This window comes from Polaribacter sp. IC073, from assembly GCF_007997075.1.
Classification (GTDB): Bacteria; Bacteroidota; Bacteroidia; order Flavobacteriales; family Flavobacteriaceae; genus Polaribacter.
In genome coordinates, this window is record NZ_VORS01000002.1 from 225,212 (window position 1) to 243,398 (window position 18,187).

Genomic DNA, 18,187 nt, shown 5'->3' on the forward strand with positions numbered 1-18,187 from the left:
AAAACAATATGTATCATAAAATAGAGCAGCATTTAGTATTTAATAAAAAAAGGAATAAAAACTTGGTTACGCCGTGTTGTCATAAAAGCAATAAAAATTTAAAATTTGTAACTTATAGGAACTATCCAGAAATATATGGTTATTGCCATTCATGTGGAAAAGCAACTTTACCTCCAACAATTTATAAAGATGATCTTGGTAATGAGTTTTATTGGAATGTATTACAGAAGAAGTTTGAATCCGTATTACATTTGTATGACAAATCTGTATTACAAAATATAAAAAGTATTGCTACAAGTAAAACAAAAAGTATTGCAGCTATAAAACACATTGATTTTTATGAAGTTACAAAAAGTATGCAACTATTACCTGAAAATAATTTATTAGGACACTTACGTTCTAAGTATTGCAACACTAAAATTGATTTCATTAAAAAAAAGTATTATATCGGTACTGTTAAAGATGGCGGAACGATTTTTTGGAACATTAACAAAGATGGTAAAGTTCAGAAATCTAAAATTTTCTATCATAAAAAGAACGGAAAAAGAACAACGCATTTTAAAGTTCCATTTGTAAAAGATGACGGATATTACGATTGTCTTTTCGGAGAACATCTTTTATTTAAAAACAATAACCCCATCGTTTTAGTGGAAGGAGAAAAAACCGCCATTGTTTGTGCAATTCATTTTCCAAATTTTAATTGGTTGTCATACGGAGGAATAAATGGTATGACAAATGATAAAATGAAAGTATTATCTGGAAAAAATATTTTTATAGTGCCAGATTTAAGCGAAAAAGCAATAAGTATTGCAAATAAAAGAGCGGAAGAATTAAAGGTATTAAAAATCTCAGCAAAAATTTGGGATATGAGAAAGGGATTAAGTGACGAGGAACTAATTGAAAAAGGTTTTTACAATTGCGATTTAGAGGATTTTTTAAACTAATGTTTTCTTCAAAGCCTCTAACTCCACACCTAAACCATTAAACATTTGTAAAATACTACTTAGTTTTAATTCATGTTCTTCATATTCTTGGGTATTAATACTACAAGTAAATTTCCACAATTCTAAAATTTCAGAAACAGGCACTTCGTAAGACTGATACATTGTATTGTCTGGTTTCAATAAAAAAGATTGCTTTTCTTCGACTAGGTTTTCTAATCTTTTATAGGTCATTCCATCATCTTTGGTAACGACAATGTAAGAATGTCCGCTTTTCGCTTCTTTAATATCTTCAACAAATTCTGCCACCACATAAGAACCATCTTTCATTGGCAACATAGAATCTCCTTTAATTGGAAAAGCCCTATGTTTTCCTGTAGGTAAAAATGGGAGCTTTATTTTTTCTAATTGTTCAATGTATTCAGGATCATCATACCCCAATAAATATCCTGCAGATGCTTTTGCAGAAACAACTTCTATTAAGTTTTCATTATCACTATCTACTGTAATTGGAAATAAGACTCTTTTATTACCAACTTCAATAAAGGAAACATCTTTAGCTTTTGTCAAATCATTTTTGATGATAATATCAATCGGGATTTTAAAATAAGCCGAAAAATCAATCAAAAAATCGATGGTAGGCGAAGACCTTCCCTCTTCATAAGAACTTATTCTAGATCTAGTTACAGACAATTCTTCTGCTAAAGACTCTTGTGTAAACTTCTTTAAACTTCTTAAATGTTTGATGTTTTTTGATAAATTACTCATAATGCTACAATAGTGAGCAACAAATGTAGTCTTTTGTAGCTAGTTTTGTAGCGTGAAAAAAAATATTTTGCATCTCGATTTAGATACTTTCTTTGTCTCTTGTGAACGTTTGATTGATAGTAGGTTGCAAAAAAAACCTTTGTTAGTTGGCGGAACTGGAGACCGAGGTGTTGTGGCGGCTTGTAGTTATGAAACAAGAAGATTTGGCGTGCATTCTGGCATGTCTATGAAGATTGCAAGAAAGTTATGTCCTGAAGCAATTGTTATTCGGGGAGACACCAGTATCTATTCTAAATACTCAAATATTGTCACAGAAATCATCAAAGAGAAAGTGCCTATTTTCGAAAAAGCAAGTATTGATGAATTCTATGCAGACCTAACCGGAATGGATGCCTTTTTTGGAAGTTATAAATATGCTTCTGAATTACGTCAGCGAATTATTAGAGAAAGCGGATTGCCAATATCCTTCGGAATGTCGCAGAATAAAATGGTTTCTAAAGTAGCAACTGGTGAAGCAAAACCAAACAATCAATTATTGATTGATGCAGGTTTTGAAAAAGATTTTTTGGCACCTTTATCCATTAAAAAAATTCCATCCGTAGGTAACAAAACCTATCAAATTCTTAGAAATCTTGGCGTTGATAAAATAAAGGTCATTCAAGAAATGCCTTTAGAAATGATGGTTAGTGTTTTAGGTAAAAACGGAAAAACAATATGGAAACGTGCCAACGGAATTGATAATCCCCCAATTATTGCTTTTCACGAGCGCAAATCTTTATCTACTGAAAGAACCTATACAAAAGACACCATTGATATGATAAAGTTAAAAGAAACCATTTTTGCAATGGCTGAAAACTTAGCTTACCAACTGAGAAAAGGAGACAAATTAGCAGGTGTAATTAGTGTGAAAATTAGATATTCAGACTTTAACACGTATAACAAACAAATAAAAATCCCATATACGAGTGCAGATCATATTATTATTCCTGCTGTTTTAGAATTGTTTAAAAAACTGTATCAACGTAGGTTATTAATTCGGTTGGTCGGAGTGAAGGTATCTGATATTGTAAGTGGTAATTATCAAATCAATCTTTTTGATGATACGGAACAAATGTTAGAGCTATACAATGCAATGGATATGGTTCGTAACAAGTACGGAGAGAAAAGTATTATGAGAGCGGCTTCTATGGGCGCAAAATCTATTGGACGTTTTAGCAATCCTTTTAACGGAGAACCACCATTAGTTTTAGCACATAGAAAACAATAATCCATCGTTATATGTATCTAAACTGTCATACTTATTATTCCTTACGTTACGGTACGTTTTCGGAAATAGGGTTACTAGAACTCGCAAAAGAAAACAATATAAAAAGTATTGCTCTTACAGATATTAACAATACTTCTGCTTGCATGAATTTTATACAACAAGCTAATAAATATAACATTAGACCTATTATTGGTGTTGATTTTAGAAATGGCAATCAACAACAATTTGTAGCACTTGCAAAAAATAATATTGGTTTTCAAAACATTAATCAATACTTATCTGCTTTTTTAGAATCTAAAACACCCATTCCAGATATTCCAAGTTATTTAGAAGAGGTGTTTATTATTTATCCCTTTGAAAAAGTATTGCAGTTAAATATGACCTCTTTTAAAGAGCATGAATTTATTGGGGTTTCTATTGCTGAAATTAATAAACTCCGTTTTTCTCATTTAAACAAATTTGAAGATAAAATTGTCATACAACAACAAGTTACCATCAGAAATAAAAAAGATTTTAACGCACACAGATTGTTACGTGCCATAGACAACAATACTTTATTAAGCAAACTCGCTACCACAGAACAATGTCTTACAACAGATGTAATGCATACAAAAAAAGAATTGTTAGCATTTTATAAAGAGTTTCCTAAAAGTATTGCAAACACAGAAAAAGTATTGCAAGAATGTAATACGTTTTTTGACTTTCATGATGATAGAAACAACCAAAACCTTAAAAAGTATTGCAATAGTTTCGAGGAAGATTGTAAAATGTTATTGCTGTTATGTGATGAAAAAATACACAAGAGATATCCAAACCCTACTCAAAAAGTACACGAGCGACTTCAGAAAGAATTGAAAGTCATTATTGAATTGAAGTTTGTTTCCTTTTTTTTAATCAATTATGACATTATCAAATATGCGAAAAGCAACAACTTTTTTCATGTGGGTAGAGGAAGTGGCGCCAATAGTATAGTGGCGTATATTTTAGGAATTACAGATGTAGATCCTATTGAGCTCGATTTATATTTCGAACGTTTTATCAATCCGTTTCGAGCTTCTCCACCAGATTTTGACATTGATTTTTCTTGGAAAGATAGAAACACCGTGACACAATATATGTTCGATCGTTTTGATAATGTGGCTTTATTAGCAACCTACGTTACATTTAAATACCGAGCAGTGGTTCGGGAATTGGGGAAAGTATTTGGGCTACCTAAAGAGGAAATCGACAAGCTCAGTAAAAGAGCTATTGGAGATACATTAGACGATATTTCGAAATTGGTTTTAAAATACGGAAAACTGATAGAGGGCTTTCCAAATTATGTAAGTGTGCATTCTGCAGGGATTTTAATTCTAGAAAAGCCCATTCATTATTATTCTGCGACCAGTTTACCTCCAAAAGGATTTCCTACCGTTCAGTTCGATATGAACATTGCAGATGATGTAGGTGTTTTTAAATTCGATATTTTAGGTCAACGTGGATTGGCAAAAATTAAGGAGGCCTTAGAAATCATCAAAGAGAACAATCCCGATGCTCCAGAAATTGACATCACAGATGTAGAAAGTTTCAAAAAGGACAAAAACATCAACAACCTTTTAAAAACAGGGGGAGCCATTGGTGCATATTATGTAGAGTCTCCTGCAATGCGTGGGTTGATGCAAAAATTACAAACAGATGATTATTTAGGTTTGGTGGCGGCGAGTTCTATTATCAGACCAGGTGTTTCTGGTTCTGGAATGAAAGAGGAATTTATAAAAAGACATCGTTTTCCTGAAAAACGAAAAGAAGCACATCCGATTTTATTACAAATTATGCCCGAAACCTATGGTGTAATGGTGTACCAAGAAGATGTGATGAAGGTCGCAAACAAATTTGCAGATTTAACCCTGGGGGAAGCAGATGTGTTGCGAAGAGGAATGAGTGGAAAATACCGTTCTGTGGAAGAATTTAAAGCGGTGGAAGATAAATTTATAGCCAATTGTAGAAAAAAGGGACACAAAGACGATTTAATTTTTGAAGTGTGGAATCAGATCAAAAGTTTTGCAGGCTATGCGTTTGCAAAGGGGCACTCTGCTTCCTATGCGATAGAGAGCTACCAAAGTTTATTCTTAAAATGTTACTATCCAATAGAATTCATGACTGCTGTTTTAAATAATGGTGGCGGATTTTATGCTGCAGAACATTACATTCATGAAGCAAAAATGTGTGGTGCTATTGTAGAGTTGCCTTGTATCAATAATAGCGACCATGCAAATACCGTAAAAGGAAAAACGATTTATTTGGGTTTTGGGTATTTAAAAAATTTAGAACATTTATTAATCCAACGAATTTTAACAGAACGTCAATTGTATGGCAATTTTCTTTCTTTAGATGATTTTATAGATCGTATTGCAATATCTATAGAGCAGCTAACGGTTCTAATTCGTATAGATGCATTTCGCTTTACCAAGAAACCAAAAACCAAATTGCTTTGGCAAGCTACTTTTAAACTCAATGCGACTAAAAAGGAACTCAAACCAGACCAGGTGAAATTGTTTCGTGTGCAAAATCAAAATTTTGAAATTCCGAAATTAAACACACATTGGTTAGAAAATGTATATGATGAAATGGAGTTACTAGGATTTACAATTCATGATTATTTTTCTTTAGTAACAGACAAACTATGTCCGCATGCAAAAGCCAAAGAGATGCATCAGTATATAGATAAAAACGTACTGCTATATGGGCAGTTGGTAAATACACGATTCAATAAAACGTCTCAAGGAAAACTCATGCGTTTAAGTACGTTTATTGATGCTGATGGGAATTATTTTGATGCTGTACATTTTACAGATGTGGTGCATCAATACCCAATAAACGGAATGGGAGTTTATGCCTGTTATGGAAAAATCACAGATCGTTTTGGTTTTTGTTCTATGAATGTTATTCAGTCTAAAAAAATGAGTATTGCTGGGGATCCTAGGCTGTAGTTAATTGAAAATAAATATCTGAAATATCCCTATAAGTAGGTATATGATTAAATCATATATTTAAATATCTTTAAAACCATAATCTAACAAGGCAATTCCAATAAAAAAAATCAAAATTAACAGCATGAATTTTAAAATTACTAAAACTCTTATCTTACTATTATTATTTATTTCAACCGCTAATAAAGCACAAAACTTCAATGATACTTATACCATCTCTAGTCATGGTAGTATAAATGAAGATGGAGCAATCTTAAGTGATATTATTTTTGAATGTAAAGTTAAAAACACCTACAATTGGGACAATTCTAACGGAGCTGCTAAAAGTGATAAGTTATGGACTATCCAAGGTTCTGTCGTTTTAAAGGGTGAATTAAACTCTACGGGTTATGTTTATAAAAATAAGTTGTACCCGTATAATGATTTTAGTGGCAAAAACCCAGCTATAATGTCACCAAAGTCAGTTGAGGCTCGTGTAGTACTTGTCAACGGACTTAAAAAAAATGGTAATTTCACGACATATTCTGGGGTTAATTTTGATGGAAACGATGGAGAAAAATCAGCACCACATAGACTTCAAGATTATCAAATTAGTAATATTGAAATAACTAATGCTCGCAATACTTCAAACGAAAGAATAATTCAAAGCTTTCTTGATAAAATGAGTAATAATCAAAAGAACTCTAACTTAAATGAGGTAAAAGAAATTATTCCAGAGAACAATAATCGAACTGAAGATAATTCTTCATCAACAATTAAAAGCGATAAGAATAGAGATTTCTCTGATCAAAGAAGCGATAACGCGACTCCATTAGAAAGCAAACGATTAAAGGATGCTAATGATTTTGTAAATAAACAAAAAGCAGAAAGTAAGAAATATGATGCTGCTTTAGAGAACCTTGGTAGTACGTTAAATTCTCAATTTTCTAGAATGTCTAGCAATTGGGCCAAAGAGGATAATTTCCGCAGAAAAATAAACTCGTTATCAAAAATTAGCAGTCTTGATGCCTCAGCAATTTTAAAAGAAGTAAATTATAAAATACAGCAAATAAATAATTTATATTCTGACAAAAAAAGTGATACCTACAGAGAGATAGACAATATTTACGCTAAAACAGGAGATAACAAACAAGATGCAGTAAATTCAGTATTTAGTGGATTAGGTAAGGTTATTTCACAATCTTCTTTAGAAAAAGAACGTAAAGAGAAAATTAATAATCTTGAATATAAAAAACAAAAAAAACTAGAGGAAATTGCATTAATGCTGAAAAAAGAATATAAACCCATAGCTGAATCTTACTTAGAAAAAGCAAAATTTGCGGTTAATGGTAATGAAGAAAATTACTACTTAAGGCATTATAAGTATAATACATGTATGATAGATAATGCACTTTCGGTAATTTTAGATACAGAAACTTGCAGAAAACCAGAAACAAAAACTTTTTCTAAAAATAATAAATATTCTGGTAAAGAATATTACAAAGCATACCAAAGTAAAAAAAATATTAAAGAACTTTCTAAAAATGCAGTCTACTTTCTAGAACTAGCTATAGAGAAAGAACCAAATAATGAAATCTGGCTTTTCGAAAAATACAATACTAAGGGAATGAGCTTGCAAGGTAAAATTATGTTGTTAGAAAGACTAATTGCTTTAAGCCCTGGTAAAAATATTTATAAAAAGCAACTTGTAGATGTTAAAAATAGAGCAGAATTAACAAGACAAATAACAATTACTTTGTCTAAAGATCTGGTAAGTCAGAGACCGAATTATAATTGGTCCCAACATAATAATTTAATGAGATATAATGAACATGATAATTACTATTTTATTAATGATGAAGGAGAGGTATGTATCTCTTTAGGTAAAAAATATTCTTTCTACATTAAGTATAGAAATAATTACAACAAATCTGAATATGACCTGGGCGAGGATGAATTTAATAATGGTTTGCTAAGGGTTCGTAGAAATTTTGACCGAAAATATGGGTTTTTAAATACGAAAGGAGAAGTTGCAATTCCGTTCTATTACGAAGATGCAAGTATGTTCAATGAGGGGTTAGCTGCCGTAAAAGATTTACAAGCAAAAAGATGGGGTTTTATTGACACAAAGGGAAAACTCATAATTAGTTTTCAGTATGGTAAAGCAGGACCTTTTTCTGAAGGATTAGCTTATGTTTATATAATTGAGAAAATAAAAAGAGGTGAAATGTACGGAAAATCTGCCTATATTAATAAGAATGGAAAGATCGCTTTTGATGGAAAATTTGACGCAGGTAAACCATTTATGGATGGTTTAGCGATAGTTCGAAAATATGCGAAGGGTTCATTTATGGGAGGTAGTAACGCCAAATCTTATTATTTAAATTCCTCGGGTAAAAAATTAAATGTTAATAATTATACTTTGGCTTATCCTTATAAAAATGGATATGCACTAGTTAAAAAAGGAACAAAATGGGCTATAGTTGATAAAAAAGGAAATTCTAAATTAAAATTAAAATTTAAAAGAAAACCCACTTTTGTAAGCGGAATAGCTAAAGTTGATATTGGTAGTTGGAGAAAACCTAATTATGTGTATGTTGATGAAACTGGTGCTATAATAGAAAAAAAATAAAATAGCAAAATAGGCTGCAATATTTACACCTTAAAAGAACCTTCTTTGATAATCTGTCCTGTATAAAAATACAAGTAATTTTGGCTTTAATTTTATAAGAAAATAAAGAGGAAAAACAGGATGTACAGTCAGTTATTAAGGTGTAAATATTTCTAAATTATTATCTATATTCTCTTTCTCTTCTTTACTTAAACAATCATTATACCCACGAAGTAAAAATGTGTGGAACTTCATACAGAATGAAAACCAAAAACCAAATTGCTTTGGCAAGCTACTTTTAAACTCAATGCGACTAAAAAAGAACTCAAACCAGGCCAGGTGAAATTGTTTCGCGTACAAAATCAAAATTTTGAAATTCCAACATTAAATACCCACTGGTTAGAAAAGGTATATGATGAAATGGAGCTACTAGGATTTACAATTCACGATTATTTTCTTTAGTAGCAGACAAACTATGTCCGCATGTAAAAGCCAAAGAGATGCATCAGTATATAAATAAAAGCGTACTGCTATATGGGCAGTTGGTAAATACACGATTCAATAAAACATCTCAAGGAAAACTCATGCGTTTAAGTACGTTTATTGATGCTGATGGCAATTATTTTGATGCTGTTCATTTTACAAATGTGGTGCATCAATACCCAATAAACGGAATGGGAGTTTATGCCTGTTATGGAAAAATCACAGATCGTTTTGGTTTTTGCTCTATGAATGTTATTCAGTCTAAAAAAATGAGTATTGCTGGTGATCCGAGGTTATAAGGTTATGAAAAAACAATACTTTATTAGAACATACCTAATTATAGGTAGAACTTTAAAAAAAGAAAAAACTATTTTCGATTTAAAATAATTTATTTGTATATCCGTAATTAATCATAATCCTGTAATATTAGCAATAACAAGCCTTTCAAAGATTCTCTCTCCAAAATATCTACGATTGAGCTTGTAAACAAACTCATTTAGATATAATTGCAAGTATTTCTTCTTGATTTTATGATAATTACCTACAAAATTCCGTTTAGCATTACTAATTGCTATATGCACCCATTTTAGGGTTTCTTTTGTTGTTTTTTCGCTCGATTTTTCACTTATATGTATCTCTACATAGTCAGCAATATTTATATACGACGTACTTTGATCTGAAAAAACAATGGACTCGTCTTGTTCAATTGCATCTTTAAACGTTTTATCGGTACCATCTGCTTGGTGGTCTACTAATACTTTTGCTTTAAAATAGCGACATTGACGTTCTACTTTTCCTGTATCTAAATTTTCAAGAACAGTGCTTTCAGCCATGACCATAACATTGGATTTGGTCTTACTACCACGTCCTGATTTTTGGGTTTTATGCTCATATTCAGATGCTTCTATAGTAAAATAACCTTCGTCCATTTCTATCATGCCTTCAAGAGTATATCGATCATCTCTATTTCCCATGGCTTTTCGTAGTTTATGGACCATTGCCCAAACTGGCTCATAACGCTTTAAGCCTAATTGACGCTGTATCTCTTTAGAAGAAAATCCTTTTTTTGTTGCAGTTAATAAGAACATGGTCTTGTACCAGATCAAAAACGAAAGATTGGAACTCTGCATTATCGTTCCGCTACGAAGAGAGGTGCGACTCCTACATTGTTTACATTCATAACTCCATTGACTTTTTATCCAGTAATGCTCTGTATGTGAGCAACGTTTACAGATAACACCTAACTTGTCTCGTTCTTCTTTAAAATGAGTACGGCAAGCTTCTTCACTATCAAACTCTGCTGTAAAACTAAAAATATTCATAACTTGGTTTTTCTTAAAGATAATGAAATTTGTTCATTATGAATGTTTACGGATATACAATAATTTATTATGAAAAAATACATTTTATTAATTGTTTCAATAACTTTTTTATTAGGATGCTCTTCGCCCAAATTAGCAAAAAGGTATAAATCTTCTAAAAATGTTTGGATTAATTCAGAATCAGTACAAAACTATGTAACTGTAAAAACAAATACCTATAAGACCAATTCTGCAAAAAAAACAGATGATAAAAAAAAATATAAAACAATTTTTGATTTATCAAAAAAAGGGCAAAGTGAAATTCTTAAAAAAGTAACTCTTAAAGACACTGCTTTAACAATATCTGCTTTAGTTAAAGAACTTAATATTTTACCAAAAAATAATACATCAAAAAGTAAACCTAAAAAAGGTGTAATAACTCATAAAACAAAATTTCTAAATAATGAAATTAATAAAAATATTGTTTTTAACGTAACAAGAGTTTTTACATCGCAAGGAGATAATTTTAAGACGATTAATAAAGTAGGTGATCGAATACAATATTTAGATTTAGGTTTGGAAATAATAAACTCAAACAAACTAAAATTTAAAAATTGGAATAAATTTGAGAATGATTATGCAACTGCAGATTTTGGTTCTATTACTTCTAGTAAAAGTCTTTCTTCTGAAATCTCATTAGGATATGATACTAGTGGAAGCGTGAGTTCTACGGATGACATGAAAGAAGAAAAAAGTATTAATAATGAGTTAACTGAAATATCAAATTCTACAATTAGTAATACAGATGAAAATGAGGTGTTATCCAATACAACAGGACAATCTACATCTGATAAAAATGTTTTAAATCTATTAAATAACAAAATAAAGCAACTTACTCAATCAGCAAAAACTGCAGCTAGTGGTAAGTTATCTGCTACAGATAAACTCGATGAATCAAGATTATTTAAGTCTCAAATTCTAAAGCTCTCTGGTACATTAAATGATAATGGTTTTGACATTAAACAAGAAGGTTTTGAAGGTATAAATCTAAAAGGGAATACCACTATTAATGTTGATTTACAATATAATGGCAATTTTGGTAAAACCATAAAATTCACCAATTATACTAATTTATTTAAAACTACACTAGAAGGTACAAAACCAAATTCTTATGATGATTTGAATAAAAACTTCACAAACGTTTTTTTTCCTGATATAAATGAAGATATAAAAGCTAAGATTAATTACAGATTTTTATATAGAAGAATACTAGGACAAAAAAGCGGTGGACACAAATACATACCTGAATATAAACACAGAGTAAAATATCTATTTGGTGAAATAAAAAAAGATGATGATCGATGTGAAGAAATTATATTAATAAACAAATCAGATTTCCAGCCTGAGGTTTATCAAATTTTAAAAGATGACATCCCTTTAAAAATAAATCTTGAAGTACTTAATTTTGAAAAAATAGAACATGCAATAGAATTTTTAAGCTGGATACTTTTTAGTAATGATTTGGATTTTTATCAAGGAATATTAAATATAAAAAACTTAAATAATTTACAAATAGTGTTGAAATAATCTTAAGCAAAGTTTAAAATGTAAATGTTATCTTTTGAAATAATTAGACACGATTTTATATAACCAATCTAGTTTTATATAATTATGGAAATCCATAATTATATATCAGTTCGTTTTACTACATTAGTAGCTTATTCATTTGCTATGAAGTTTAACGAAGATTCCCGAGTAAAAATCCCCTCAATACTCCATTTAATCAAGTTAGGATACACGTATCTTTCTTTGAAGGAAAATAGTTGGGATTTAGAAACAAATATATTTACAGACATATTCTACAGTCAGCTAAAAAAAATCAATACAAACCTTTCTCAAAAAGAAGCTGAAAAAGTTTTTACAGAAATTTCTCTTTCATTAGAAAATGAAGATTTAGGAAGAGCTTTTTATAAAAAACTAATAGATCAATCAGGAATAAAACTAATTGATTTCGAGAATTTTGATAACAACACGTTTCATGTAGTTACAGAATTGACGTATGAAAAAGATGATGATAATTTTAGACCAGACATTATTCTTATCATAAACGGAATGCCACTTGTTTTTATAGAGGTTAAAAAGCCAAATAATAGAGATGGAATTTTAGCAGAACATAAACGCATGCAAACTCGTTTTAAAAATAAGAAGTTCCGAAAATTCATCAACCAAACACAGTTAATGGTATTTTCTAACAACATGCAGTATAGTGATAACGATACACAAATGTTAGAAGGTGCTTTTTACAGCACTACAAATTATAGAAAACCAATTTTTAATTATTTTAGAGAAGAAGAAACCTTTGATTTAGAAAAATTATTATTACCAGTTTCTGATGAAACTGAAAACGTTGTTTTAAAAGACAATAATTTAATCGGGATTAAAAGTTCTGATGAATTTGCATCGAATAAAAGTCCAAATACAGCAACAAATTCTATTGCCACTTCCCTATTTCAAAAAGAACGCTTAAAATTCATTTTACAATATGCCTTTGCGTATGTAGAAGAAGAAAAGGGTTTAGAGAAACACGTAATGCGTTATCCTCAAATATTTGCAACAAAAGCAATTGAAGATAAGTTAGAGAACGGAACAAAAAAAGGAATCATTTGGCACACACAAGGTTCAGGAAAAACTGCCTTAGCCTATTTTAATGTAAAACATCTTACAGACTATTATCAAAAGAAAAATATCATTCCAAAATTCTATTTTATTGTAGATAGAATCGATTTATTAAACCAGGCTGCAAAAGAATTTAACGCTCGTGGATTAATAGTTCACAAAGTAAATAGTAGAGATGAATTTACCCGAGATATTAAATCTACCAAAGTAATACATAACAGTTCTGGTAAAGCAGAAATTACCGTTGTAAATATTCAGAAGTTTAAAGACGATCCTGATGTTATTAAAAACAACGATTACAATTTAAGCGTACAACGTGTTTTCTTTTTAGATGAAGTACACAGAAGTTACAATCCAAAAGGGAGTTTTTTAGCCAATTTAGAATTAGCAGACAAGCATTCTATAAAAATAGGATTGACAGGAACGCCACTTTTAGGAAAAGAATACAATTCTAAAACCTTATTTGGCGATTATATTCATAAATACTACTACAATTTATCTATAAAAGATGGCTATACTTTGCGTTTAATTCGTGAAGAAATAGAAACCAAATTCAAACTGACCTTACAAGAAACGTTAGAGAAAATTAAAGTTTTAGAAGGTGATGCTGATAAAAAGAAAACCTTTGCACATCATAAATTTGTAGAACCGATGCTAAACTATATTGTACAAGATATGGAACAAGCAAGAATTTCTATGGATGATACTTCTATTGGCGGAATGGTGGTTTGCGATTCTTCTGATCAGGCAAAAATGATGTATGAAATCTTTCAAGAAAAATATGCCGTAAAAGAAGCTTCTTCTTTTTTACAAGCAGCAGAAGATCCAGAGCATTATGGTCATCAGAAATTAGAAAATAGCAAAGTAAAAAAAGCACAAGTAATTTTACATGATGTTGGTACAAAACAAGATAGAAATGATTGGGTTGCAGATTATAAAGCAGGTAATATCGATTTTCTTTTTGTCTACAATATGCTATTAACAGGTTTTGATGCAAAACGATTAAAGAAACTATACATTGGGCGTAAAATAAAATCACACAATTTACTACAAACGCTTACCAGAGTTAACAGAACCTATAAAAATCATAAGTATGGTTTTGTAGTAGATTTTGCTGATATTCAGAAAGAATTCGATAAAACTAATCAAGATTATTTTAACGAATTACAGTCTGAGTTAGGAGATGAAATGCAACATTACACCAATCTGTTTAAATCCGCAGAAGAAATAGAAAAAGAGATTGAAGAAATAAAAGATGTTCTTTTCAAGTTTGACACTATAAATGCAGAAGTATTTAGTCAGCAAATATCAGAAATAAACGATCGTACAGAAATAAGGTTAATTGCTAAAGTTTTAAACAACTCTAAAGAACTGTATAACTTAATTCGTTTATCTGGTAACTTTGAATTATTAGAACAGTTAGACTTTAGAAAACTGGTTATTTTATCTAGAATGACTAATGATCGATTAGCGTTAATCAATACAAAAATTGCTTTAGAAACCAATTTAGAAACTAACAACATTTTAAACACTGCTTTAGAAGATGTCATTTTTGCTTTTACCAAAATAAAGCAAGAAGAAATGGTGTTGGCAGATGAATTAAAAGACACGTTACAAAAAACAAGAGAAATGTTAGGTGGAAATTTCGATCAGAAAGACCCAATTTTTGTTTCCTTACGTGAAGAGTTAGAACGTTTGTTTAAAAAGAAAAATTTAAGTGAAGTTTCTAAAGAAGAAATGGAAGTTAATATAAAAGCCTTAAATGAAATTTACACCAAAGCAAAAAAACTAGAAAGAGAAAATCAGCTATTGAGAGCAAAGTATGATAATGATGAAAAGTATACACGAATTCATAAAAGACTGCTAGAGAAAAATCCGTTAACAGACAACGAACGTAAATTGTTTGAAGCCTTAAAAGGATTGAAAACAGAAGTAGATAATGAGATTTTACAAAACGCTAAAATTTTAGAAAACGAAAGTTATGTAGAAAAAATGATGATGCGTTTGGTGATCAATCAATTTAAAAACAAACAAAACATCAACATCAATGCAACCGATGTAAAACGCATCAATAATATTTTAGTAAAAGAATACATCAACGAATACAACGGACACGTTGCTTAAATAAAACTCGTCATTCCGAAAGAGGTACGAATGAAGGAATCTGTTTATCGACTAGCAGATAGCTTCTTTCCGTTAACAATGACGATTTAAAATTATATTAATAAATGACAAGTACACTACAATTTGAAACCAAAACCAAAGCATTAATAGACGACCTAAAAAGCGTTTGTGCAAACTATGGTTTAGGAAATGACGGAAACGAATTTAAAATAATTACCCAAGTATTTTTATATAAATTCTTAAACGATAAGTACGTTTACGAACTAAAACAATTAGAACCAAAATTAGCCCAAGCAGAAGATTTCGATGCTGCTCTAAAAAACTTATCCGCAGACGATTTAGAAATGCTGACCATGCAAATTAGCCAAGATACAGCTGTTTTTGCACCTAAAAACTTATTATCTCGTTTGTTTGAACAACAAAACAAAGACAAGTTTGCAGAAATTTTTGATGAAACCTTTTTAGAAGTTGCCAGAGCTAATAATGATATTTTCTCGGTACTCACACAAGGCGGAGAAAAAATAGTCTTGTTTGATGATATTAGCAAATATGTAACCGACAATAAAGATGCGTTTTGCAAAGCATTGGTTAACAAATTGGTTGGTTTTAGTTTCGAGCATATTTTTGAACAAAAGTTCGATTTTTTTGCTACTATTTTCGAGTATTTAATAAAAGATTACAATAGCAATAGTGGTGGTAAATATGCAGAGTATTTTACACCTCATGCCGTAGCAAAAATTATGGCGGCGTGTTTGGTAACAGACAAAAACGTAACCAATGCTACTTGTTACGACCCAAGTGCAGGTTCTGGTACGCTTTTAATGAATATTGCACACCAAATTGGCGAAGATAAATGTACTATTTACTCACAAGATATTTCGCAGAAATCTTCTGGCTTATTGCGTTTAAACTTAATTTTAAACAACTTAGTACACTCCATACAAAACATTGTACAAGGGAATACCATTTCTAACCCAACGCACAAACAAGAAAAAGGACAATTACAAACCTTCGATTATATTGTTTCTAACCCACCGTTTAAATTAGATTTTTCTGATTACTCGGCATCTTTAGATTCTAAAGCCAATAAAGAACGATTTTTTGCAGGAATACCAAACATTCCGAAAACAAAGAAAGATTCTATGGCAATTTATTTGTTGTTTATACAACATATTATGCACAGTTTGTCTGCCAAAGGAAAAGCGGCAATTGTAGTGCCCACAGGTTTTATTACCGCACAAAGTGGCATTGATAAAAAGATTAGACAAAAATTAGTGGAAAGTAAAATGTTGGCAGGTGTGGTTTCTATGCCTTCTAATATTTTTGCAACTACAGGTACTAACGTTAGTATTTTGTTTTTAGACAAAGCAAATACCAAAGACGTGGTTTTAATTGATGCTTCTAATTTAGGAACCAAGGTTAAAGATGGTAAAAACCAAAAAACGGTTTTAAGCGAAACTGAAGAACAACAAATTATTGATGTTTTTAATGCTAAAGAAATAAAAGAAGATTTTTCTGTGGTGGTTTCTTATGATGAAATAACAGCCAAAAACTACAGTTTAAGTGCAGGACAATATTTTGAAGTTAAAATTGAATACATAGATATTTCTGCGGATGCCTTTGCAACTAAAATGAACAGTTTTGAAAGTAATTTAAAAACCTTGTTTGCAGAATCTAAAACATTGGAAAAGGAAATTCAAACTAATTTAAAAAGTTTGAAATATGAGTAATATAATAAACACAACTTTAGATGAAGTTTGTGATTTTGTAGGAGGTAGTCAACCTGCTAAAAAATTCTTTATAAATTCTAAAAAACAAGGTTATATCAGATTAATCCAAATACGAGATTATAAAACAGATACTTACATTACTTATATTCCAGAAGATAGTACTAGAAAATTCTGTTCAAAAACAGACATAATGATCGGACGTTATGGCCCTCCAATATTTCAAATTTTGAGAGGAATTGATGGCGCATATAATGTCGCTTTGATGAAAGCAATACCAAAGGAAAATATAACAAATAACTATTTATATTATTTTTTAACTCAAGAGCATTTATTTGAATATGTAAATGCTTTATCCCCAAGAACCGGAGGACAAACTGGAGTAGATGTAGTAATGTTAAAACAATTTCCTATTCAATTACCAGAGCTAGAGGAACAAAAAAAAATCGCCAAAGTTTTATCAGATTTAGATGTAAAAATAGATATCAACAATAAAATAAACCAAGAATTAGAAGCAATGGCAAAAACGTTGTATGATTATTGGTTTGTACAATTCGATTTTCCTGATGCCAATAGCAAACCTTATAAATCTTCTGGTGGTAAAATGGTTTTTAATGAAGAATTGAAACGGGAGATTCCTTTTGGTTGGGAAAGTGGAATATTAACTGATATTGCTGATATTACAATGGGACAATCTCCTTCAGGAAGTTCATATAACGAAAATAAAAACGGAACTGTTTTCTATCAAGGTTCAACCGATTTTGGTTCAAGATTTCCAACAGTAAGAAAATACACAACAGAACCTTCAAGAATTGCAGAAAAAGGTGATATTCTTTTATCTGTAAGAGCTCCTGTTGGAACATTGAATCAAGCAATAGAAAGATGTTGTATTGGTCGTGGTTTGGCAGCTTTAAGAGAGAAAGAAGGCTCTATTTCTTTTCTATGGAGTCAAATGGAATATTTTAAACAAATTTTTGATAGAAGAAATTCTTCAGGGACAACATTTGGTTCAATCACAAAGGATGATCTTTTTAGTTTAAAAGTTTGTATTCCTAAAAAAGAAGTTTTAAAAGAATTCAAAAAAATTGCAGATCCACTTCATAATAAAATAATTGTAAATTCAAAACAAAACCAAAAACTTTCAGAATTACGAGATTGGTTATTGCCTATGTTAATGAATGGGCAAATTACAGTTGTTGGTGCAGAAACAGCAGTTTCGTCATTGCGAGGCACGAAGCAATCTTATAAAGAAAACGCAAGTGATTCTTTAGGTTTGGTTGCTGAGGAAAGAGAAGAGTATAGAAAAAGTTAAAAAGAGTATAAAAAAGAAAATAAATAAAT

11 protein-coding genes are annotated in these 18,187 nt (G+C 30.5%); 9 read left to right on the forward strand and 2 right to left on the reverse strand.

The features are described from left to right. Nucleotides 1-8 precede the first annotated feature (8 nt). Nucleotides 9-944 carry a DUF6371 domain-containing protein gene (locus ES045_RS03815; protein ID WP_147112670.1) on the forward strand — a complete coding sequence of 312 codons (936 nt, stop codon included), beginning with the start codon at nucleotides 9-11 and terminating at the stop codon, nucleotides 942-944. Here ES045_RS03815 and ES045_RS03820 read toward each other — a convergent pair. Further along, the gene (locus tag ES045_RS03820; RefSeq protein ID WP_147112673.1) at nucleotides 936-1,709 is read right to left on the reverse strand and encodes an XRE family transcriptional regulator; all 774 of its coding nucleotides are present in this window, start codon (nucleotides 1,707-1,709) and stop codon (nucleotides 936-938) included. The two genes, ES045_RS03815 and ES045_RS03820, sit on opposite strands and share 9 nt — an antisense overlap. Nucleotides 1,710-1,761: 52 nt before the next feature. On the opposite strand from ES045_RS03820, the gene dinB reads away from it, so the two are divergent. From dinB to ES045_RS16550, 4 genes are all read left to right on the forward strand, one after another. Next, nucleotides 1,762-2,976, forward strand: coding sequence for a DNA polymerase IV (gene dinB / locus ES045_RS03825; RefSeq protein WP_147112676.1), 1,215 nt, complete (start codon nucleotides 1,762-1,764; stop codon nucleotides 2,974-2,976). Nucleotides 2,977-2,987: 11 nt separating this feature from the next. Continuing rightward, a complete protein-coding gene (locus ES045_RS03830) occupies nucleotides 2,988-5,945 on the forward strand; it encodes a DNA polymerase III subunit alpha (RefSeq protein ID WP_147112679.1) in 2,958 nt (985 codons plus the stop codon). 124 nt (nucleotides 5,946-6,069) lie between these two features. Then, nucleotides 6,070-8,556 carry a WG repeat-containing protein gene (locus ES045_RS03835; protein WP_147112682.1) on the forward strand — a complete coding sequence of 829 codons (2,487 nt, stop codon included), beginning with the start codon at nucleotides 6,070-6,072 and terminating at the stop codon, nucleotides 8,554-8,556. A 479-nt stretch (nucleotides 8,557-9,035) separates the two neighbouring features. Further along, nucleotides 9,036-9,317: a hypothetical protein gene (locus tag ES045_RS16550; RefSeq protein ID WP_223267173.1), complete on the forward strand. Its 282-nt coding sequence runs from the start codon at nucleotides 9,036-9,038 to the stop codon at nucleotides 9,315-9,317. 111 nt (nucleotides 9,318-9,428) lie between these two features. Here the strand turns inward: ES045_RS16550 and ES045_RS03845 are convergent, their stop codons facing one another. Beyond that, a complete protein-coding gene (locus ES045_RS03845) occupies nucleotides 9,429-10,340 on the reverse strand; it encodes an IS1595 family transposase (protein WP_147112684.1) in 912 nt (303 codons plus the stop codon). A 69-nt stretch (nucleotides 10,341-10,409) separates the two neighbouring features. Between ES045_RS03845 and ES045_RS03850 the strand changes: the two genes are divergently transcribed. From ES045_RS03850 to ES045_RS03865, 4 genes are all read left to right on the forward strand, one after another. After that, nucleotides 10,410-11,906 (forward strand): hypothetical protein, encoded by a 1,497-nt coding sequence (locus tag ES045_RS03850; RefSeq protein ID WP_147112687.1) that lies wholly within the window; start codon nucleotides 10,410-10,412, stop codon nucleotides 11,904-11,906. An 84-nt stretch (nucleotides 11,907-11,990) separates the two neighbouring features. After that, nucleotides 11,991-15,119, forward strand: a complete 3,129-nt coding sequence (locus tag ES045_RS03855) for a type I restriction endonuclease subunit R (protein WP_223267174.1) — start codon at nucleotides 11,991-11,993, stop codon at nucleotides 15,117-15,119. A gap of 104 nt (nucleotides 15,120-15,223) precedes the next feature. After that, a complete protein-coding gene (locus ES045_RS03860; protein ID WP_147112690.1) occupies nucleotides 15,224-16,849 on the forward strand; it encodes a class I SAM-dependent DNA methyltransferase in 1,626 nt (541 codons plus the stop codon). Beyond that, a complete protein-coding gene (locus ES045_RS03865; RefSeq protein WP_147112693.1) occupies nucleotides 16,842-18,158 on the forward strand; it encodes a restriction endonuclease subunit S in 1,317 nt (438 codons plus the stop codon). Before ES045_RS03860 ends, ES045_RS03865 begins: the two co-directional genes overlap by 8 nt. The last annotated feature ends 29 nt before the right edge of the window (nucleotides 18,159-18,187 follow it).